At 54.4% G+C, this 22,268-nt stretch carries 16 protein-coding genes and 1 pseudogene; 11 read left to right on the top strand and 6 right to left on the bottom strand.

Features of this window, described 5'->3' with window-relative positions; genetic code table 11:
• Window positions 1-129 precede the first annotated feature (129 nt).
• The 4 genes from RMSM_RS41510 to RMSM_RS31785 all read right to left on the bottom strand — a co-directional run bounded on the left by RMSM_RS41510 (window position 130) and on the right by RMSM_RS31785 (window position 5,164).
• The gene (locus RMSM_RS41510; protein ID WP_008707330.1) at window positions 130-1,359 is read right to left on the bottom strand and encodes a hypothetical protein; all 1,230 of its coding nucleotides are present in this window, start codon (window positions 1,357-1,359) and stop codon (window positions 130-132) included.
• 106 nt (window positions 1,360-1,465) lie between these two features.
• Entirely contained in the window at window positions 1,466-2,362 is an 897-nt protein-coding gene (locus tag RMSM_RS31795; RefSeq protein ID WP_236622384.1) for a YybH family protein, read from the bottom strand.
• A 60-nt stretch (window positions 2,363-2,422) separates the two neighbouring features.
• The gene (locus RMSM_RS31790; protein ID WP_081614410.1) at window positions 2,423-2,785 is read right to left on the bottom strand and encodes a putative quinol monooxygenase; all 363 of its coding nucleotides are present in this window, start codon (window positions 2,783-2,785) and stop codon (window positions 2,423-2,425) included.
• 375 nt (window positions 2,786-3,160) lie between these two features.
• Window positions 3,161-5,164, bottom strand: coding sequence for a sigma 54-interacting transcriptional regulator (locus tag RMSM_RS31785; RefSeq protein ID WP_008707323.1), 2,004 nt, complete (start codon window positions 5,162-5,164; stop codon window positions 3,161-3,163).
• Window positions 5,165-5,430: 266 nt separating this feature from the next.
• Here RMSM_RS31785 and RMSM_RS31780 point away from each other — a divergent pair, with 266 nt between their 5' ends.
• The gene (locus RMSM_RS31780) at window positions 5,431-6,369 is read left to right on the top strand and encodes a hypothetical protein (protein WP_008707320.1); all 939 of its coding nucleotides are present in this window, start codon (window positions 5,431-5,433) and stop codon (window positions 6,367-6,369) included.
• Between the two features lie 221 nt (window positions 6,370-6,590).
• Here the strand turns inward: RMSM_RS31780 and RMSM_RS31775 are convergent, their stop codons facing one another.
• Together RMSM_RS31775 and RMSM_RS31770 are read right to left on the bottom strand one after the other, a co-directional pair.
• On the bottom strand, window positions 6,591-8,783 hold the full coding sequence (locus RMSM_RS31775) for a mechanosensitive ion channel family protein (RefSeq protein ID WP_160168418.1): 2,193 nt from the start codon (window positions 8,781-8,783) through the stop codon (window positions 6,591-6,593).
• Window positions 8,784-9,225: 442 nt separating this feature from the next.
• Window positions 9,226-10,866 carry an alpha/beta hydrolase gene (locus RMSM_RS31770; RefSeq protein ID WP_040770596.1) on the bottom strand — a complete coding sequence of 547 codons (1,641 nt, stop codon included), beginning with the start codon at window positions 10,864-10,866 and terminating at the stop codon, window positions 9,226-9,228.
• 816 nt (window positions 10,867-11,682) lie between these two features.
• Between RMSM_RS31770 and RMSM_RS31755 the strand changes: the two genes are divergently transcribed.
• The 10 genes and pseudogenes from RMSM_RS31755 to RMSM_RS31725 all read left to right on the top strand — a co-directional run.
• The gene (locus RMSM_RS31755; RefSeq protein ID WP_040770591.1) at window positions 11,683-13,188 is read left to right on the top strand and encodes an alpha-L-fucosidase; all 1,506 of its coding nucleotides are present in this window, start codon (window positions 11,683-11,685) and stop codon (window positions 13,186-13,188) included.
• Window positions 13,189-13,222: 34 nt separating this feature from the next.
• Window positions 13,223-14,629, top strand: coding sequence for a sulfatase family protein (locus RMSM_RS31750; RefSeq protein WP_008707304.1), 1,407 nt, complete (start codon window positions 13,223-13,225; stop codon window positions 14,627-14,629).
• A 137-nt stretch (window positions 14,630-14,766) separates the two neighbouring features.
• Entirely contained in the window at window positions 14,767-15,603 is an 837-nt protein-coding gene (locus RMSM_RS43160) for a sulfatase-like hydrolase/transferase (protein WP_008707302.1), read from the top strand.
• Window positions 15,491-16,363 (top strand): sulfatase-like hydrolase/transferase, encoded by an 873-nt coding sequence (locus tag RMSM_RS43155; RefSeq protein ID WP_390173722.1) that lies wholly within the window; start codon window positions 15,491-15,493, stop codon window positions 16,361-16,363. The genes RMSM_RS43160 and RMSM_RS43155 overlap by 113 nt, the downstream gene beginning before the upstream one ends.
• Window positions 16,364-16,392: 29 nt before the next feature.
• A complete protein-coding gene (locus RMSM_RS43910) occupies window positions 16,393-16,974 on the top strand; it encodes an alpha-L-fucosidase (protein WP_390173720.1) in 582 nt (193 codons plus the stop codon).
• Window positions 16,901-17,872, top strand: coding sequence for an alpha-L-fucosidase (locus RMSM_RS31740; protein WP_081614409.1), 972 nt, complete (start codon window positions 16,901-16,903; stop codon window positions 17,870-17,872). Before RMSM_RS43910 ends, RMSM_RS31740 begins: the two co-directional genes overlap by 74 nt.
• A pseudogene (locus RMSM_RS43655) lies at window positions 17,869-18,675 on the top strand (sulfatase-like hydrolase/transferase); the annotation flags it as partial. The gene RMSM_RS31740 and the pseudogene RMSM_RS43655, both read left to right, overlap by 4 nt.
• 80 nt (window positions 18,676-18,755) lie before the next feature.
• Window positions 18,756-19,343, top strand: coding sequence for a sulfatase-like hydrolase/transferase (locus RMSM_RS43650; protein WP_315850163.1), 588 nt, complete (start codon window positions 18,756-18,758; stop codon window positions 19,341-19,343).
• An 87-nt stretch (window positions 19,344-19,430) separates the two neighbouring features.
• Window positions 19,431-21,557: a glycoside hydrolase family 172 protein gene (locus tag RMSM_RS31730; RefSeq protein WP_236622383.1), complete on the top strand. Its 2,127-nt coding sequence runs from the start codon at window positions 19,431-19,433 to the stop codon at window positions 21,555-21,557.
• Window positions 21,558-21,581: 24 nt separating this feature from the next.
• Window positions 21,582-22,268, top strand: a 687-nt coding sequence (locus RMSM_RS31725; RefSeq protein ID WP_008707286.1) for a sulfatase-like hydrolase/transferase, incomplete at its 3' end; no start/stop codon positions are given.

Genomic DNA, 22,268 nt, shown 5'->3' with positions numbered 1-22,268 from the left:
GATCGGCCGCGCCTTGCCTTGACGTTCCATGCGGAACGCTGTGATCTTTGTCCACCATACCTTCGATGGTCTGTGTGCTGTCGGTGGCAGTGTTGTTCAGCGTACCGGAAATGACACCCTGCTTGTTGATCACCAATTGCAGGAACAACGTCGGATCCGGCCCCGATTCTTGACCTCGGGCGTCAGCGCAAACACACCAAGCGGCATCCATTCACCTTCATCTGCGGCGACTTCGGGGGCGCTCGCAACAATTTCTTCGGCTTGCTCGGCGTATTCCTGCTCGGTCGCCACAACCTGATCACCGTAGTAGACAGACCCTTCTTGGTAATAAATGTTTTCGCCGTAGTTGTAATACACTGGCTCGGACCAGCCGTAATTAACCCAACCGCTAACACCTCCCCAGGCAGCCCATCGATAAGGACGCGTGATGGCCCAGCTACCCCAGAGTGGATGATCGGACCAGAAATCACGAATCGGAGTATCATCGATTTGGTCGCGGATCTCGTCACGACGGTCCGAGCGAATTTCCTGGCGGTCACCACGATTTTCGATTCGTTCCGGCCGATTGTCGGCCAACGGGCGGTCGGCGATGCCAGGTCGATCACCGATGCCGGGTCGATCACCGATGCCGGGACGTTCAGCCGGAAGAGTTCCCGCCCGCGGACCGGAGTCGCGAAGGAAGTCGGCTGCCGCACTTCCCGCCAAGCCTCCAGCCACACCCCCAGCAATGCCGCTGGCTAGATTGCTGCGACGCGATGAAGGCAGCTGACTTGGACGCGCGCCGCCCGCAGCTGGCAAATCCAAGAAGTTTCGTAGTTCGCTGGAACTTGGTCGCCCACCTTGGCTTGGCCGGGTGGCAATACCAGGACGCGAACCTGTGCCAGTACGCGAGCCTGTGCCAGTACGCGAGCCGAGACCTGAGGAGGAAGACGGGAGCGAGATCCGCGACGATGGTCGCGAGGTACTGGGTCGCGAGGTACTGGGCCGCGAGGTACTGGGCCGCGAGGTACTGGGCCGCGAGGTACTGGGCCGCGAGGTACTGGGCCGCGAGGTACTGGGCCGCGAAGCCACGCCAGGCGACGAGAGACTCGGACGCGAGACGCTGGGGCGAGAGCTCGGCATGGAGGGCCGCGAATAGCTGGGCCGACTCATCGAAGGGGTGCGGCTTATCGACGGAGTGCGACTCATCGATCGGGAATAACCGCCGCCGCGAGAAACGCCGCCACCGCTGAAGCCTCCGCCACCGCGGGAAATTCCGCCTCCGCCACGACCGCCACCGCGGACTCCTCGAGCAAAGAGATCAGTCGCCCCCCAGAGGCACATCGCGACAACGGCGACGAACAAACATGCACGTTTCATCAGAGTACTTCCATTGGCGAAAAGGATGGTTCAACTATGGCCAGCGCAAACGCATTAGACACAGAAATCAAGTTGCGATTATCGATCGCAACATCGTTACACGGGTTCACTCGCTTTGTCCTACTTGTTTGGCGACCACAACCTCGTCGACATTCGGCAACAACTCGCCATCGACAATCCGATTGACCGATTGCCAAGTAAATGTATTGTCATCCACGTAGGTGACGATGTTGGTCGAGCTGGACTGGCTTCCATCGGGCAGCGTTCCGGTGGCTTGAATATGCCATGCCTTGTCGTGCTGGTCCCACACGCCTTCCCCAAACCCACCGTCTGAGTCGAACACCCACGAGCGGATCCGTTCTGCGGCCGGGTCCCAACCGATGATCTGCATTCCTGAATGCTCAATCCGATCTCCGATCGTCAGCGAGAACATCTGGCTGATAAAGTTTCGATTCTTCGTCCATCGGTAGCTCGATACAATTCGCGCCTCGTCGTCTTCGTCGATCCACGTACCGATCAACCAATCCAGCTCTTCGAGACGATTGGGACTCGAAACAGCAACGGGAATCTCTTCTTCACTAACGCGGTCCAACAACCATTTGCCGTCTTGCTTCACATAAACCGCTTGGTATCCCGATTCCTCAGGTTCTTTCCCTTCGCGGCTGACCATCGCCGTTCCCTGCTCCAGTGCGACACCGGGCGAGATGAACTGGATGGCATTGGTCGTCGCAGCCAGTTTGGCACCTTGGTTTTCAGTAAAAATCGCGGCAAATTGCTGCTCAATTGCCTCGCGACCCACGACCTGTTCTCCGGACAATGGATTCGTATACACCGCTTCAGGCGACCACATGGCAGCCAAGGCCTTGGCGTTCCCCTGGTTGAACGCCGTGACATACGCCTCGACTTCTTTACGAATTGCCGCCTCGTCGGAAGCCTGATCTGCGGACACGGGCGCCATGCACAGCAGCGCCGTCCACGTCACTGACATGAGTGCAACCGTCATTGATTTCACTTGTTTAACCCTCATGTTAATTCCTCTCGGTAAAAAGACTCCACGATTCTCTTATTGATGTGGCGTGCGGATCGCTGACACGACGAACTCAATCCCGCCTATTCGGTCCACGTTACTGACCTCGACCTCAGGCGGCTCCAAGGACATTTCGATGTAAGGCAAAAGCTTCTGAAATCGTTCCGATCGAAGGTGAACTTCAAGATCCTCGCGTGTTTCCCACTGCATCCAATACGTGATCGCGTCATCCTCACTGAGATCGCGAAGCACCCGACAAAGCCGGCATCCCTTTGTTACCTCGGTGGGACCAGACAAACAGCAAAAGACCTGAAGGATCTCATCACGCTTGTCCGGTGGCGCCACGACTCGTAACACGGCTTGGATCATACGGCCTACCCCTACCTCGTCGTTCCCCATCAACGCGTTGCATCAACAGCCCCAATTCAATTTGAGCCGACTAGGTAGTTAGCAAGGGCCATGCCGGATGCACAATTCGTGATGAAATAAGCTGCAAGCCCCGATGTAACAACAGGTTAAGAGAAATCAGAAACAAACGTCACGATCCAAACAGCAGCTCCAAAAGATGGAGTTTCACCAATATATTGGAGATAGCCCCTGAAACTTCACATTTCGCTCGGCCTATCGATGTAGCGCAATGCAAGACATAGCGGTGAACCGTGGGCAGAAAGCCCCCGGGTATTGAATGGACCGTGATCGCGTCGCGGCTCACAAAATCAGCAAACTGATTACGACTTTCGCGACGACCGTATCCAAGTTTGCGGATAGCGGGATCTATTGATTGGGTCGCTTGATTCCCAGCTTTGCCATCCGTGCCTCGAGCGTGGTTGGCTTAATGTCCAAACATTCGGCCGCGCCACCGCTTCCGCGAATCCGCCATCCCGTTTTCTCGAGCACGAACAGAATTTGATCCCGCTCGACTTCCTTAAGTGTTTTCTGACGGTCCGCAGCATCACGTGACGTTGCCGGGGTTTCGATATGCAGCGTGTCGCTGTTGGCAAGGATCATCGCGCGTTCAATGGTATTACTCAATTCGCGGATGTTGCCCGGCCAGTCGTGGCTTTGCAGCTGCTTCATCGTTTTGCGTGGAATACTTTTGATGGACTTGCCCATTCGCCGCCCAAACGCCTCGACGAAGGCCCAGGTCAGCGGCGGGATGTCCTCACATCGTTCTCGTAGCGGTGGCACGCAGATGGGAAAGACGTTCAACCGATAAAAGAGATCCGATCGAAACAGATTCTTGCGTGTGGCCGCTTCCAAGTCACGGTTGGTTGCCGCGATGATCCGCACATCGACCGAGATTGTTTTGGCGGTTCCCAATCGCTCGAATCGACCATCCTGTAAGACTCGCAACAGTTTCGCCTGCAATTCCAGCGGAAATTCGCCGATCTCATCGAGGAACAGCGTCGAGCCGTCGGCCAATTCAAAGCGACCGACCGCCGCCGACGCGGCGCCGGTGTAGGCCCCCGCAGCACGGCCAAACAACTCGCTTTCGATCAGCGTGGCTGGCAGCGAAGCACAATTGACAACAATCATGGGCCGGTTCTTGCGATCACTCAGCTCGTGTATCGTTTGTGCCAACAATTCCTTGCCCGTCCCGGTCTCGCCGGTCAACAAGACCGGCGCGTCGGTCGTCGCCACACGCTCGACATCCGCAAGCACTCGTGTGATCGCGTCGCTGTGTCCGACAATTTTGCCATGATGGTGCTTCAGGACGGCCTGTTCGCGAAGGTACAGATTTTCCTGTTCCAACTGCTGCCGCAGTCGCAGGTTCTCCTCCATCGTTTTCTGTAATACTTCCTCGTTGCGGCGCCGCAAGAGCACGTTGGCAAACACGCCGCCGACTAAATCCAATCGCGACATGATCTCGCGGGGCCACTCGCATTGCTTGCGGAGGAACGCAAACGTTAGCCCGCCCAGCAATTCACCACCTGCCTTGAGCGGCACCGTAACATTCGATTGGATTCCTTGCTGCAGACAATGCTCTCGCTCTTTCACCGCATCAACAGGAAAATCCTGCGGGATGCGACGCACAAACACACGGTTACCACTGCGGAACTGGTTGATGAACCAAGGCAGGTGGGCGACAGCGAAGGGACCAATTGGAAACCGCGGGCACCCCGGTACGGCGTACGAATGGGATACCATCACATAATCGTCATCGTCCCCGAATTCGACAAAGGTGCTGCGATCGTTGCCGAGAAACTCCACGAGCGCCTTCAAACTTGCGTCGATCCGGCTATCGATTTGATCACACGGCAGATTAACAAATCCGGCCGAAAGATTGGCAAGCAACTGTTCGAATCCGAGCCGCTCCTGAATTTCCAAGTCTGCTTGGCGGTGCGCGGTGACATCCATCATCACGCCAACCATGACGGCGTCGTCCGATGGGCTCGCGAGTGATTCATCCTGCAATGGCGATTCCATCATCTCGACAGTTGCGATCGTCCCGTCGGCGCGAACAATACGCGTCAGAAAACGCGTCGCCTCGGTTTCGGCACCTTGCTGCTGCCGATGTTCTTCCGCCATTGACCGATCATCGGGATGAATGAAGCTCAACAGGGAATTGTTGGCAATCGTCTTCGGCTCTCGGCCTAACAAATCGCCCATCGCTGGATTGGCGTAGCGAATCTGTCCCGACTGGACCACGTAAACTCCGACCGGAGAACGATCGAAAAGCAAGCGGAAATCCCATGGCGATTGGTCGTCCGTCCGCTCGTCACGGTTCTGAAGTGATGATGCCGTATTCATGTCCCACGCTGAAATCTTGTCAATCATCGTTGCCAGAACGACGATCCCGGCCCCACCATAAACATCGGTATACTAAGGTTTTTGCCAAGCGCTCGCCAGGATCCAATATATCAGAGGCTAGTGCAGTTGAAGGCTGGGTCGTATCGAACGAAAGTGTCCCCAGCATCGACTAGCACTGGTGTACAATCCAGTAGCCGCGGATCGCGACGCTCGCCAAATCCCTACGTCGCATCCTACTTGCGAATTTTGCGAGTAAATTTAATGCCCGAATTTCTTGCTCCTGGTATCGAATCATGTGTCCGAGGATCGAACTACATGTTGAACCGGGAGTCGAAAAGAGTTGGCAAGATTTCTGTCGTGAAAATCCACCTAAATCAATCGCATTGGATGGATACGTCAACGGTCCACCCGCGTACGATCCCAGCGGACCTTACGCAAATTTCGACCACCATTGTGGCGTCAACCGACTAGCAACCCGCAGTACATCGGGTCAGGTGTTGGTTGCCATTTTGTTGGGGTTGTTTGACAGTTTTTGCGAAGACGGCCAAGCGTTTGCACATGTTTTCGTCAACGATTGCGATCAGGACGTCTGCATGGCGTATTGGCTGCTGACCCATGCCGACGAAGTGCCTAATCTGAATGTCGAGATGGAGATCTCGCAACTTGTCATCATCGAAGACCTAATGGACTCGACCGCCGGAGCAATTCCCATAAACCCGGACCGCGTGAACATCCGCAAACAAGCATGGGTATTCGAGTTGTATGACCATGCTCGAAATTCGGGTGCACTCGCGCGAATGAATCGCGAAGAAATGCAGCGTTTGATCGAGGAAACGGTTGACCGAATGTCACTCCTCGCACGCGGCGAAGGCGGTGAGCGGGAACTATGCGGAAGTTTCGATGTGCTCGGCGGCGGAGCCGAATGGCAGATGATCCGCGAACACGGCCAGTACGCTCGCACCAGACTGTTCGCTCAGGGAATTCGTGCTTTTGTGGCAGTGCGAGAGTGTTCGCGAGGTCGTTATGACTACACGGTGGGTAGGATGTCGCCGTTCATCAATTTCCCCTTGGATCAAATTTTTTTGGCGTTGAATCGTGCCGAACCAGCGACCGCGGGTCAGGATCAATGGGGCGGAAGCGATATGATCGGAGGCTCACCCCGACGAAGCGGCAGTCGACTGACGCCAACGCAAGTCGAACAAACCATCGAAGCGGTGATGAACGTCAATTAACTCGCTGGGTGTGTATAGCTCGCGCAACACCTGCCGTTGGATCTCGGCACATCGGTTGCATAGCGTTGCACTCGAACACTTCATGACAAGTGTTCACTCAAACAGTTTGAACATGACTGCGGCCAAAAAACCGGCCAGCGCTAGGCTAGGCATGATGTTAGCTACACGAAAACAGCAAGGATGAATCGTTGGGGGTACTCATGAATCAGGATCAAAGTGAACTAGCAACGCCCATTATTCTGCGGATCATCCCGTCCCTTGTTCGGCGCACCCTTGGGGGGAAAATCGAGTGTATTCCGCAACTCCGCCACGGCTGACTCAGAAAACGAGGGCAGGTACAGCTGATCGTTTTCTCGCCACTGCTGCACGGTTTGCTCGGTCTGTTCCGCGAGGTCTTCCTCGGGTGTAGCGGCCCGCTCGATGAACGTTCGCTGAATCGGTACGGCTAGGCTCGCGCCGGCTTCTTTGACAATGTCCATGATCCGTAGGTTGAGATCTTCTGCCACACCCAGAAACTCGCCGAATTCGGTCACGTCAACGTACGCAAAAATATCAAGGTCGAGTGAATAGGCTCCGAACTCGGCGAACCGAACACGAGCCGGATTGGGATCAACCTTGGGATGTGCATACAGCACCTTGCGGACTTCCACCAACACGTAGCGAACTTGATCGGCTGTGATATCCTTGGCCAATTGGATACGTGGGTGGTACCAGATCTTTCTTCGCCTCGCGAAATTTTCCAATTCCATTTTTGAAAATGCCGAGTTGGGAATCGTAATAACGGTGTCGTTAAACGAACGGACGCGGGTGGAGCGCAGGCCGATTTCTTCCACCCTGCCGATCCGGTCACCAAAACGACAGAGTTCGCCGACGCGAATCGGCCGATCCATGAACAAATTGATGCCGCCGATCAGATCTTCCAAGCTGTTTTGGGTGGCCAGGGCCACCGCCAATCCACCGACACCAAGACCCGCAAGTACGGGAGTCAGAGGAAACCCCAGATTGCTGGCCGTGTACAGGATAATCAATACGAAAGCGACAAGATTCACAACTCGAAAGACAAGACGCACCAGTTGTGCATCGATACCCTTAGAATCGATCCTGGGCGTGGCCACAATCGATTCGGAGATGGCGTGACTCGCGATGACGATGAACCAAAGCAACGAGAATGACGCGAGCAGAGTCGTCAGGACGGAGGTGAAGACGACAACGCCTTGGCCAGGTTGAATCTGGTCGACTGCGAGCTCCGTCAGCCATGCTAAGAAAAGTCCGCCGATGGGAAACAGGACGCGTTTGTAGAAGGGAGCACGAGGATCGGATTCGTGCCTTCGACTGCCGATTCGAAAGGAAAGCACCAATCCGGCAGCGAGCAGCAGTAACATGATAATCACAGCGAACCATTTCCACAGCGGCTGGCCCAGCTTGATCTGCTTTAGCCATGGCGGCATATCCAGTATCCACGAGACGGGGATCATGGGACCTGGGGCCTGCAAGTAGACGTGATACGCATCCTCTAGCACTGTGCCGTCGTTGTAGGGCAAATGCTTGACAAGAACGTAGTACTCATCGGTCTTCTTGATCGTCTCGGAAGTAAACAGGAATTCACCTTGCCGCGGCCCACTTTCAACGCGGGCGATCGTGATTTGGGTATCGGGAATGGTCCAACTGGTCAGCCCCATTCTTTCGGCCGTTGTCGCATCGGGGATACGCTCCGCCGGCGGAATTTCAATCCGATCCAACACCTCCATCAACAGCACCGCTGTCTCCTTTGCAACCTGGTCGACAGCGTTGGAAGGAACGTCGGAAAGGTCTAGCGTACGGAGGGCGCGGCTGGAGGCCTCGCGTCGCTGGGGGGCGGAGCCCGGGCTCAATCCATGCGTCTTGAATGCCTCGTACAACGTGTTCATGTTGTCCAGGAACGTCTTCAAGGTCGCATGCGGGCTGCTTGTGTCGGCCGGCTTGAGCGGTGTGGCTTTTTCCAGACTGGGCGGAGCCAAGTCAAACAAAGCGACAAATGCCCCTGGCAGTACCGTTCCCTCGCGATATGGAAGATGCTTGACCAAGTCGTAGAACTCAGGAATACGGCGGACCGTATCGGCGGCAAACAGAAACTCGCCCTGTCGCGGCCCCGCAGCAATCCGCTCGATTACGATCTCCGTCTCCGGAATCCGCCACCTTAATAATTCCTGCTGATTCGCTTGTTCCTCGTTCGGAATCGTCTCAGACGCTGGCAGCTCAATCCGGTCGAGGATCTCCATCAGCATCACAGCGCGTCTTTCCCCGAATTCGTTGATCAGCTTCGGATCAACCTTGCTCAGATCCAAACAGCGAATCGCCCGAGTCATGAAAGCAGCGGATTGATGCACTCGTGCGTGGACGTCCTCCTCCTTGAACATCTCGTACGTGCGCTGCATGTTTTTAACGAAGCTCTGCAGCGTGGCCTGCGGGCTGGATGTATCCGGCGGCTTCAGGGGCTGCAGATCTCCTTGAGCACCGGCTTCTCGGCAAAAGAGGAACGCACAAAAAAGAACACAGATGATGTGGATGGAAGATCGCGCAAGCGGGGCATCGTTCATGTTGTGCTTCTTCGTACGGCGGTGCGTTCATTCCCAGCCTGCTTGGCGAGACAGCAGAATACTCCAACACCACGAAACAGGGCACCCTGACAACCAATGCCGGAAAGACCAGGCTCTTAATGCAAGTATCTATCTGACGCCAACGAAACGCAAACAAAACCTCTGCTTTTCTAGTCTGATGTGCACAGTCACGTTGTCAGTCGCGATTGACAACATCACCATGACCTTGCAAATCGGAGACAACAGCAAGCTGAATGCAACTTCGCTGCCAATACGGTTGTTACTCGGCAAATCGTTGCTTTAATCGCTCGATGTCGGATTTGCTCCAATCGCTTGGATCGGTCACAGCCACCCAAGCATCAATGTAGTTCGCGGCAGACATGTTGTGACCATACCCGCTTGGCACACTGGTTGCCATTGGCAAATCACATGCGACTTGTAAGAAGGTCACGATCGGGTACCAGTCCAAGTAAGGAGAGACATCGGGGCCACGCTCGCCGCTAAGCCACTGAGGTTTGCGAAACATCAGACTGGGGTGGAAAAATGTCATCGGATCGCTTGCGTGCTGGATATAAACGAAACGCATCGGCCCCCATCGATCGCCAAAATCATCGATCGAGTTTTGTTGCCCCGTAAACCGCAACATGCTGCCATCGCGAAACCGGGGAAGCCACACGGGAGAATCGGGATTGCGCCCCTGCGTCACCGCTGACCATCTCGTGCTGGGAAACGGAGGCCCACTCCACAAACCACCCTGAATCGGATCTTCGAACAGCGTGAACAGATCCATGCAGACTTCCGAGCCGAGCGCCCCGAGGCTCAAACCATGCAAATAGAGTTTCGGTCGATCGTCTTTAGGCAGAGTTCGCCAGTAAGCGTAGATCTCGTCAAACAGTGCGCGGGCGGAATCACGCGATCGATTTGGATCAACTAGAATCGTGATCCAACTGGGAAGATACGAGTACTGCATTGACACAATCGCGGTATCGCCGGCGTGCAGGAATTCAAGTGTGTGAACGGCGCCGGGATCAAGCCACCCCGTGCCGGTGGGCGTTGCGACGACCAGTATCGATCGATCGAATCCCCCCACTCGCTTCAACTCCTCAAGTGCAAGCTTGGCCCGCTGCTGCATCGTTTGCGTCGATCGCAGCCCAACGTAGACCCGAACAGGATCGACCGTGTCTTCGCCGAGAAACTCGGTCAACGTTTCTTGGCTCGGTTCCGCGACGACAAACTCCTTCCCCTGTCGACCGATCGAATCCCAAGTGATCAGCGACTCGGGGCTGCCCGACGCGAAGGGATCGGTAGGCTGGGGGATTTCTTCATCTACAACTTCATCGATCTTTGAAAAGACGTTATCGGCGACGTGCAGCGCGGCACGTGCGAGAACTCCGTTAACGATCACAATCAAAAGGTAGCTGAGGATGACGGTGGTCAACACTTTCGAGACTCGCCGGGGAACCCACCGGCTGAGACGGCGGTCGAGCCAGATGAAACACCCGCCAAGCATCCGCGCGGCAGCAATGAGCACGCCGCCAAATACAATCGCGATCCCGATCACAGTTAGCGGATAAGCCGATTCGAGCGGCGGCATCTCCATCCGCTCGCGAATCGAATTTTGCCAAACCGTTAACCGCCACAGAAAGATTACCGCGAATAAAAGTACGCCAACGAGGGTGGTGATTTTGCCTGCTCGCGCGACTTGGCCGCGGAGCTCAGGCAATTCCAGATACCGCCATAACCAAATTGCGAATACGCCGATCCCATAACCAATCGCCAACGCGATTCCTGATAGCAGACCTTGCACAAAGAAGACTCGCGGCAATAACGAGGGACTAAGCGAGGCCGCGAAAAAGAGCGTCGCAAATGCGAGCCCCACAAACGAGAAGGACTCGCAATATCGATTCGCCATGGATCGCATTGTCAAAGGACGGCTCCGTTTTGGGACGTGTTCAGCGATTTAGAACTTACAAGATGGGGATGCCGTCTTCTAGCTGGCAAATTCAAGTGCAGCAGGTTGCAATGCCTGCTGCCGCTGTAGAGGAAAAAACGTGCTTCAGCTTTCGCTCCAGCTGAGGGTTTGTCTCACCAGAATCCACGAACCGTTCGAAAAGCGAACGTCCTCCCGGACTTTGTCGCCCCAAGTGTAAACCAGTTCGCGGAAATCGAAGGCGAAGGCATCGTGCTGGTCGAGAAAGCCACGGTGCTGAATTTCCGTTTGCTGAATTCTCCGCTGCTTTGCGTCGGAATCCGGACCAAATTGAAAGCCTTCGTCTATTTCGAAACCACAACGGAAACGTCGGCACACGTTAGGGCGGCAGCGGCAACCGCCACACTTTTGCGATGCGCAAGTCAATCTTGACTAGAATTGATTTGCCATTGGGATGAATGCCAGCAGCTCTATCCGACATCCGACGCAAAAACAACAACAAAGTCGCGATTCGGATTTACGAAATCGGCTTTTCTGGCTGCTATGCGGCGATTTGCGACGGCAGGTGCCTGTCGCAAAACATTAGCTCTATGTCGCAATTCATCCTCGTCAAAACGGTTCGAGCAATGACAATGAATGCGTTCGAATCGCAAATTCGGAGACCGCTGCAGCTAAGCAGATGCTGATATTGCCCCCCGTTTTCGTTTGCTACAAGCCACTCGATGGAAAACACTTGGAGCATCAAGAACAGGATACACCGGTGGAAATCCATCGGGCGTGCCTAGCCTCAAGTCAATTGAAAACAACATGAATTACATCAACCGAATCCTATTTAGTCTACTGAGCGTCGGCCTATGGATGGGACCAACGCGAGGACAAGAAATTGAGCCGACCTGGGAATCGTTGGCGGCAAACTATGAGGTGCCGCAATGGTTTGTCGATGGCAAAATCGGCGTCTGGTTTCACTGGGGTATTTCCTCGGCGGCGGACGAGAACCGTCCTAATGATGGATCGCACTACGGACGCCGCATGTATTCGGTGGTGCCCGATGATTACAGCGGCGAGCTTGGCATGTCCGAGACGCTGACCCGGTGGCATACCGAACGCTACGGGCATCCGTCGGAGTTCGGATATGAGGATTTGATTCCGCTATTCAAGGCCGAAAAATGGGATCCCGATGCGTTGGTCAAGTTCGCCAAAGACAACGGGGCACGTTTCATCATGCCGGTCGCCTGTCATCACGACAATTTCGACATGTATGACTCGTTTCACCCATGGAACTCGCTCAACATGGGTCCGAAGCGTGATACGTTGAAGGAATGGAAGGCGGCCGCGGCGAAACATGGACTCAAATTCGGTGTGTCGACACACCTCTATTGGTCGCCGCGTTTCTTTGCCAATGCTCGCAAGTATCAGAAGCCCGGCACGCCCGAGTGGACGCTATTTAATATGGATTTCGATCCAAGAGGTTACGCCAGCCAAGACAGCTGGAACGAACACTGGTATGCACGGTGTTGGGAAATCATCGAAAAATATGATCCCGACATGTTTAACAACGACGCTCCTTATCCGAAACTCGGTAGTGGCAAGGGACTGGGCGTTAAACTCTTCACTGATTTCGTCAATCGCGATCTCAAGGAAAACGATGGCAAACAAACCGTGGTTCTCTCGTTCAAAGATGCGAGCGTAGACCGGTCCGCCTTTACCTACAATCTCGAACGCGGTGGTGCGGGCGAGATCAAGCCTGAACCCTGGATGTGGGCAACCGATCTTTCGGGAGGCTGGTTTTACCGCGCAACCGCTGTGAACCGAATGAGTATTCCCGTGATGGTCGGCAACGCGGTAGACGCCATTAGCAAAAATGGAGTCGTTATGTTGAATGTCGCTCTAAAAGGCGACGGCACAATCCCTGAAAACCAAGCTGCCTACCTGACCGCCTTTGGCGACTTCTTAGCCACATGCGGCGAGGGGATCTACGGGTCGCGACCATGGAAAACTTTTGGTGAGGGGCCATTGAAGGTAAAGGATGGTCGCCAGGGAGAGAACCGCCAAGACTTCTCGCAACAGGACATCCGGTTCACCCACAAAGACGGTGTGCTGTATGCCTTTGTGCTGGCGCGTCCAACCGAAGACATTCTGATCCAAACGCTTGCGGATGGCGGGTTGCTCGACCGCGAGATTGCCAACATCAAGCTCTTGGGCAGCGACGAAAAAATCCAATGGAAACGCTCTCACGATGGTCTGCAGATCAGTCTGCCCAAACAGTTGCCCGACGCTCTGGTGACAGGATTCGCCATTGAGTTAAACCAATAATCCTCTCCGATAAAGTACGGCGAAAGAAGTTTTAATGAAGACACCGTTGATCATTGTTTCTGTCTTCCTTGGAGTGGCCCAGTTTCTTGGATTAGCCCCGTCGCTTGCTGCTGCAGAAAAACCCAACATCATTCTGATTTTTGCGGATGATGTCGGCTACGGCGATTTGGGTTGCTATGGCTCGCGTGTGAGTACTGCCGAGATTGACCGATTGGCCAGCGAGGGATTGCGGTCGACCGATTGTTTGGTGGCAGCCAATGTGTGCGGACCTTCGCGTGCGGCGTTGATGACAGGACGTTTCCCGATGCGATGTGGCCATCCGATTTCAAGGCACAATACGACGAAATACGAAGAATACGGGATTGCTGCCGACGAGCTGACCATCGCCGAACTGCTGAAAACCGCCGGGTACTACACCAAGATGGTCGGCAAGTGGCATCTTGGATTTCACGTGGACGGTTCGCATCCTCTGGATGCCGGTTTCGATGAATATCTGGGACTTCACAGCAACTATTCCAAAACGCATGGCGATGCTGACACGCTGTACCGCAACCGCAAGGTCGAGCAGGACGGAATTGACTTCGAAAAGGTAACGACGCTTTACACCGACGAAGTGGTTGACTTTATTCAAGCGGAACGAGAACAACCCTTCTTTATCTACTTCTCGCATCACATCGCCCATGCGCCGATTTTGCCCAGCCAGCCCTTCCGAGGCACCACGGGAAAAGGTCGTGCATCCGCCTACAACGATTTTGTCCAGGAACTCGACCACAGTGTTGGACGAGTGATGACGGCATTACAGGAGACGGGTATCGCAGACGATACGCTAGTCGTTTTTCTGTCGGATAACGGCCCCGCCGTAAACGGCTCTGCTAAGCCGCTAAGCGGAGGAAAGTATGTCACCATGGAAGGCGGCCATCGCGTGCCAGGAATTTTCTATTGGCCCGGTCGTATTCCTGCGGCGCAAGTCTCTGATGCAATGATCACTAGCATGGATTTGTTGCCACTATTCGCTCATCTAGCCGACGCCGAGCTGCCGAGCGACCGAAAGCTTGATGGCAAGAACATCATCGATCTCTTGACGGGCAAAACCAACCAAAGTCCTCATCGCTATTTCTACTACTACAACGGCTTGAATCTGCAAGCGGTGCGGAATGAGAGATGGAAACTACATCTACCACGCACGATCGAAGATCAACCGTATTGGGCAAAGAAAGCGGGAGGGAACCCTAAGAAGATACATCTCTCACTGCAGGAACCGATGCTGTTCGATCTCGATAGCGACATCGGTGAGAAGAAGAACGTCATTTCCCAGCACCCAGAAGTGGCTTCCGAATTGATGAAGCAGGCCGAGCAGATCCGAGCCGAAATTGGCGATGTCGACGCCAAAGGATCTGATCAGCGTCCGCATGGTTTGGACAATCCTCATTCGAAAACATAGAGCCCGAATTGGCACATCAATGCTGCGGATACAAGGGTTAACAAGCGGTGGACACGAACGCCTTTTGTGTGAATCGGCATCTGCCGCGTTGATCCTACGACAAGACAACCAATCGAAGACGGAGAGAAGATCGCACCATGAAAAACATCTATATTTTCACCTTAGGGGTGATTTGTCTTGCTGTATGTGAGAAGCAGGCTGTCATTGCAGAAACACCACAAACTTCGCTGCAGAAAGCTCACGACAAACCCAATGTCATTTTCGTCCTGATGGACGATATGGGTTATAGCGATATCGGCTGTTACGGCGCCAAGAAGGTCGAAACGCCGAATATTGACCAGATGGCAGCCGAAGGCTTGCAGTTTACCAATTTCTACACCGCAGCTTCAATCTGCTCGCCCTCACGCGCCGCCTTTCTGACAGGTGTTTACCCTCAACGATCCGGCCTCTATATGGGGATCAATCGGAATCGGGAAGCACACTGGTTTCTAGGTTTGAACCCCGATGAGATCACAATCGCCGAGCAGTTCAAAAAACAGGGTTATGCCACGTCGATGATTGGCAAATGGCACCTCGGCAGCGAAGAAAAGTTTTCCTATTTCCACCAAGGGTTTGATCATTACTATGGCGCACCCGAGAACATGGGTCACGATGCCGCGTTCTATGATGGCAAGAAAAAGATCTTCAATCACACGCCGCTCGAAAAACTAAACAAGCTTTATACCGCACGGGTTGTGCAACAGATTGAAACGCTCAAAGACGAGCCTTTCTTTATCTACTACGCGCACAATTATCCGCATACACCTTACAAAGCAGGTGCAAACTTCAAAGGTTCGTCCAAAGACGGGGTGGCGTGGCGATGTGATCCAGGAACTCGATTGGGGCATCGGCGAGATGCTGAAGGCACTCCGGTCCAACGGAATCCTCGAGAACACCCTCGTCATCTTCACTTCGGACAACGGCCCCACGAATAATAAGTATGCCCGACCCTACAGTGGCACCAAGTACGTCTCACTCGAAGGCGGCCACCGCGTACCGTTCATCCTCTACTGGAAAGGCGTGATCGAGCAACCGGCCATCGTCGATGTTCCAACCAACGCGATGGATCTGTTTCCGACGCTCAGTGAGTTAATCGGCGCCCCCATGCCGACCGATCGAATTTACGATGGGGTCAGCCTAACGCCATTACTCTCGGGCGAGTCGATTGCTCGACCGGACGACAAGCCTTTCTACTACTACAACTGCGAAAACCTGCAAGCCGTCCGCGTCGGTGATTGGAAACTGCACCTGCCCCGCACGAAGGAGCAAATCCCCTGGTGGGCGCGCAACAAACAAAAGCCAATACAAACACCTGAGTTATACAACCTGGCTGCGGACGTTACAGAAACGCAGAATGTCGCTAACCAGCACCCAGAGCGGGTTTCGCAGATGATGGCACTCGCCGAGCAAACCCGTCTGAAATTGGGCGAATTCGGTGAACGTGGTACCGAACAACGACCCACCGGAACGCTCTTTCCCGAAGTCCCCATTCTGAGCAACCAGTCGCAGGACTGGGATCCGCTGCCGGATGTGGAAAAGGGGCGAGGTAAAACGGAGTTCAAGAAACAGCGTGCCGACGGCAAGAACAACAAAGGCAAGAAAAAAGCAAACAGGCGAGTCTTGAGCGATGACATGAATCGCAAGAGGTGCAATCAATTCAAGTATTGGGCATTCGGTACTACATTTTTCGGTTAAATCAAAATAAAAGGCGAGAATAGATCATCATGAATAGAATCATTCTTCTAGCACTGCTTCATGCGTGCTTGTTGACCGCGGCGACGGCAACCGCGGACGACTCATCCAGCGGCGCTGCGAAGCCCACTCGTACCGATGATTCGCATATGCAGTGGTGGCGCGATGCCCGCTACGGCATGTTCATCCACTGGGGCCTTTATTCGATTGCCGGAGGTGAGTGGAAGGGCAAGGACTATGGCAAGGAGCAGGGCGGGGCGAGTGCGGAATGGCTGATGAATAGCGCAAAGATTTCAGGAGAGGAATACCGCAACACATTAGCACCTCAATTCAATCCGACCGAGTTCGATGCCAACAAGTGGGTATCGATCGCCAAGGATGCTGGAATGAAGTACATCGTCATCACATCCAAGCATCACGACGGCTTTTGTCTGTTTGACACGGAGGCTACCGACTACAACGTCATCGATGCTACCCCGTTCAAACGAGACATCATCAAGGAACTCTCGGAGGAATGCGCGAAGCAGGACATCCGCTTCGGTGTCTACTATTCCCAGTTCAAAGATTGGTATCACCGCAGCCGAGGCCGGCAAAACCCCGGACCTGAGCAATGAGGAATATCTGGATCTGGTGGAAAAGAACCTCGACGAACTGCTGTCGAATTATGGTGACATGGCCGTGCTTTGGTTTGATGTCGGCGGCAACAACGTAATCGAAGCTAATGCTCAGGGCGCACGTGTTCGTGAACTACAACCGGATGCCGTGATCTGCAGCCGTCTGTACAGCCGCAGGGTGCCTGAGGACCAACGCACGTATGCTGATTTTGAATCGCTTCCCGACCGCATGCTTCCCTCGGAGCGGATGACCGAAGATTCCGAGACCTGCATGACCATGCGTCACAATTGGGGCTATGATCGGACAGACGACGCTTGGAAATCCCCCAAGGACATCATCGAATTTTTGGCATTGTGCGGTGCGCGGGGTGTGAATCTGCTGCTGAACGTGGGCCCGACACCCGAAGGCAACCTGTTGCCCGAGGAGGTCGAGCGTTTGCAGGCGGTTGGAAAATGGATGGAAGTAAACGGCGAGTCGATCTACGGCACCACTTCATCCCCAGTGGATTTCGATTTCTGGTGGGGTGCGATGACTCAAAAAGATCAGACCGTGTATCTGCACGTGTTAGAGTGGAAGCCCGATGGAATTGAGTTCAACGGCATCGTGGGCAAGCCGGCCAATGCATACTTGCTGGCGGATTCGAATCGCCAGTCGCTGCCGGTGTCCTACGACGCTAACGGTCATATCACCAAAATCGAAGTGCCATCGACTGCACCGGACCCACGTAACACGGTGATTGCGGTGCAGTACGACGCACCTGTTGTGGCGGATCCTGATGCAAAGGGAAAGTACCACTGGTATACCACGCGGAGTAAGCGGCATACCGAGATTCGTCAAAACGCAAACGCGGGGCGACACGCCTTGCCCGAAGCCGTTACTGGAAAGGGACGTCAATGAAGACCTTAATAAAATCATCGCTGCTGATGCTTTTCTGCTTCGCAGCTGTGGCTGCCAATGCCGCGTCGAATAAACCCAACATCGTCTACATCCTCGCCGACGACCTCGGCTATGGCGACGTTCAGTGTCTAAATCCCGAACGAGGTAAAATCGCCACACCGCAGATGGACCAATTAGCAGCCGAAGGAATGGTGTTCACTGATGCGCACTCAAGTTCATCGGTATGCACCCCAACCCGTTATGGTATTCTGACAGGTCGCTACAACTGGCGAACTCGGCTCCAGCGATCGGTGCTGTACGGTTACAGCCCGCCTCTGATTAACAAAAATCGCGTGACGGTTGCCGATTTTTTGAAGGACCAGGGATACAACACTTCCTGCATCGGCAAATGGCATCTCGGCATGGACATGCCAACAACGGATGGCAAGCCTGCAAACAAGGCGGGCAACAACGTCGATTGGACCGGCGTCATTGCCGACAATCCGGTTCATCACGGGTTCGACTATTTCTACGGTATCTCGGCGTCGCTGGACATGCCGCCGTATATCTACATCGAAAATGACCGCTTCTTGGGGGAATGCACCGTCAAAAAGAATCCGTACAAGAATCGCGAAGGCCACGCTCATGTCGATTTCGAAGTTGTCGATGTGCTGCCCGAAATCCAACGCAAATCGGTCCAGTACATTCAACAACAGAAAGCAGACCAACCCTTCTTTATGTACATCGCTTTGAACTCGCCACACACCCCCATCGTGCCGTCGCCACCGTGGCAGGGTAAAAGTGGGCTAGGTGATTACGGCGACTTTGTCATGCAGACCGACGATGTGATCGGCCAGATCGCAGATGCGGTGGACGCCGCGGGATTCAAAAACACACCATCATCGTGGTCACCAGTGACAACGGTTGCTCGGCCAATCCATCTGGCGCAGAAGCGTTGGAGCAAAAAGGGCATTATCCCAGCGCCCGTTTTCGTGGTTACAAGTCCGACCTTTGGGATGGCGGGCATCGCGTGCCCTTTATCGTACGTTGGCCCGCGGGCGTTAAGGCAGGCAGCGTCAGCGACCAGCCCGTCTGTCTGACCGATCTGATGGCAACATGCGCCGATGTCCTGGGGACCACGCTCCCGCCGACCGCTGGCGAAGACAGCGTCAGCTTTTTGCCAGCACTCAAAGGAGACTCGATTGTTTCCGCTCGCAAGGGCGTCGTCCATCATTCGATCGCTGGCCGGTTCGCCTATCGCGAAGGAAAGTGGAAGCTTCTGCTGACAAACGGATCGGGCGGTTGGAGCAGGGAAAAATGCCTGCTGGTACCGTGGCACAGCTCTACGATATGGAGGCGGATCCGGCAGAGCAAGAGAATCTCTATCGCAGTCATCCCGAGGTCGCTCAACGACTGCTGTCTCAGCTTGAATCGGATGTCCGACGCGGACGCAGTACCGATGGGCCGGAACTGTCGAACGATGTCCGGGTAAACCTAAAACAGCCTCGTTCGAGCCCAGCGAACAAGTCCAGTGCGGCGACAAAATCCCGGGCAAAAAAGACTAACAAAGAAAACAACAATGGCTTGGATATTAAAAACAGTCTGTCTGTTAGGAATGCCTATCCTTTTGGTGGCCGCTTCGACACAGGCACAAGAGCCTGTATCGATCGAGTCGCTGCTGCATGAAATGGTTGACCGTGAATCGGTCGCCCGTTTTCCAGCGAAGAACTTTCGTTTGAAACAGCACAGCAGCTACAACCGAGCCTCCAAGACTCCCACCGACGCGAAGGGTTGGTTCACGAACAAAGATTTCAACAGCAATCCGCGCGACCACAATTTCATCCGTATCGAAGAGCACAACGGAAAGAAAGAGTGGGTGTTGATGGATCACGAGGGGCCTGGGGCGATCGTCCGCACATGGATGCCGTGGCGAAATCCCAACCAAGCAGACACGGATATCAACATGCGTGTTTATCTCGACGGGGCTGAAGAGCCCGCATTGGAGGGCAACATGCTGGGCATGTTCGATGGCACCGGCGTGATCCCTGCTCCGTTTGCTCATTCGTCGCTGCGTTCGGCGGTCAACTTTTTCCCGATTCCCTATGCGAAAAGCTGCAAGGTAACGACGGATAAGATGCCATTCTTTTTCATCTTCACCTTTCGCGAATACGACGCAGACACTCCGGTGGAAACCTTTTCCTTGGCGGACTTCGAGGCAGCCCAAGGGTTGACGGAGGAAACGGGCAAGATGCTTTTGAGTCCAGACAGCGGAACGGATCAAGAGAGTCGTGCATCGGCCGGTCCAAAAGTCTTGACGACTTCCACTACGATCAAGTCCCAAGACGAGCGGGTGTTGGACCTTCCCTCTGGCGCAGCCGCAGTGCGAGAGATTTCGGTAAAACTCGGCAGCTATCAAGACGCGAACATCACTCGCCAAGTGGTCCTGAAGATCGAGTTCGACGGCAAGCAAACGGTTTGGTGTCCGATCGGCGATTTCTTTGGCTCGGGGATCGGATTGAACCCGGTGCAGGGCTGGTATCGCACGGTGAACGAAGACGGCACCATGAGCTGTCGCTGGGTGATGCCTTATCAGAACAGTGGAAAAGTCTCGCTATTGAACCTGAGCGGAGAGCCGGTCGATGCTGAGTTGGTCGTCAAAACCGAAGATTGGACTTGGGACGATCGTTCGATGTATTTTCACGCTGGTTGGCGTGGTCAGTATCCGGTATCGACCCGTCCGTTTTCGGACTGGAACTACGTTACGCTCAAGGGCCGTGGCGTATATGTCGGCGATACGTTGACGGTCATGAACCCAGTTGAAAAGTGGTGGGGCGAAGGCGATGAAAAGATCTGGGTTGATGGCGAAGACTTTCCATCATTGTTCGGCACGGGAACCGAAGACTACTACGGCTATTCCTGGGGCGGCATGAGCACCGATTTCTATGAGCATCCCTTCCATGCACAGCCACGGGCCCATCAATGGAACAAAGTGAACCGCAAACCCGAGTCCCAAGCGGGCTCGCGAAATACGCTTGGCTACAGCGTGGAAACGCGCAGCCGCGCGCTCGATACAATGCCGTTCCGCAGTTCACTGCAGTTGGATATGGAGATCTGGCATTGGAGCGATGTGGAAATGGGCTATGGCGTCGGTGCGTACTGGTATGGTTTTGCCGCCACGACCTCAAACCGTAAACCGGAACCGCAAGAGGTGCTGAATGTACCACCGCTTCCAGATTTAGGTGCGAACGTGCCTGAAACCTCGGCTAATGATTTCAAGGGAGCGGTCGAGTTCGAGGAGATGGAGATCGCTTCCAATCCGAAGCCACTGACCAGGAAGCCGCAGAATCTGAAAAGCTACAAAGGAAGCTGGAACGAAACAGACCATGTGCTGTTTAAAGGTCTGGTAGTCGGCGATGTTGTGGAATTCCGCATTCCTGCATCCAGCCCTGTTGCTGAGCGGTTGACGCTGTATGCCACAAAATCCAAGGATTTTGGGGTTCTTCGTTTTTCGGTCAATGACAAGCCAGCGGGTTCGGAGGTCGACCTCTATGCCGGCAAGCCGTTGCCGTCCAAAGCGATCGAACTTGGTGTATTCGACCCGGTCGACGGCATCTATGTGCTGCGAGTCGAAGTGGTAGGCAAAAATCCAAAAAGCGAAGGCACCTTTATCGGACTTGACTGTGTAACACGACTCGAAGCGAAATAGAAAAGGACGCAAGCGAGGCCGAAGATGAAAACTGTCATCACTATTGCATTGTTGTTTTTGGGATCAGCCGCTTATGCGGAGTCACGCCCGAACATCATCGTCATCATGGCCGATGACTTGGGTTATGCCGATGTTGGCTTCAACGGCTGTAAAGATATTCCGACACCGAATATCGACAGTCTTGCGGCCGAGGGCGCCCGGTTCTCATCCGGCTATGTGACCGGGCCGATGTGCGGGCCTTCACGTGCCGGTTTCATCACCGGGCAAGTCCAGTCACGGTTTGGCTGGCACGGCAATCCGAACCAACCGCTCAACCCAACGCATGGGCTCCCTGCCGGAATTAAGACGGTGGCGCACTGGATGCAGCAGCAAGGTTATGCGACCGGAGGCGTCGGCAAGTGGCACATGGGCACGACCCACGACCAACATCCCAATCAGCTGGGGTTTGACGACTGGTACGGCTTCCTCAGCGGCGGCCGGCTTTACTATCCGATCGATCACCCCTCTTACAAAGGGAAGTACCTGAGGATGAAGAAGCCCTGGGGGATGCGGGACATGCATCACACGATGCCGATTATCCATAACCAACAACCGCTGCAGTGGGAGCAATATCTAACACGCGAGCTGACGGACTACGGCATTGGCTATATCGAAGAGCACAGAGAAAAACCATTCTTTCTTTTCATGTCCTACAACGCGCCGCACGAATAC

The organism is Rhodopirellula maiorica SM1, from assembly GCF_000346295.1.
Lineage (GTDB): Bacteria > Planctomycetota > Planctomycetia > Pirellulales > Pirellulaceae > Novipirellula > Novipirellula maiorica.
Note: the sequence above shows the minus strand (reverse complement) of the source record. Positions and strands in the feature narration are given on the sequence as shown.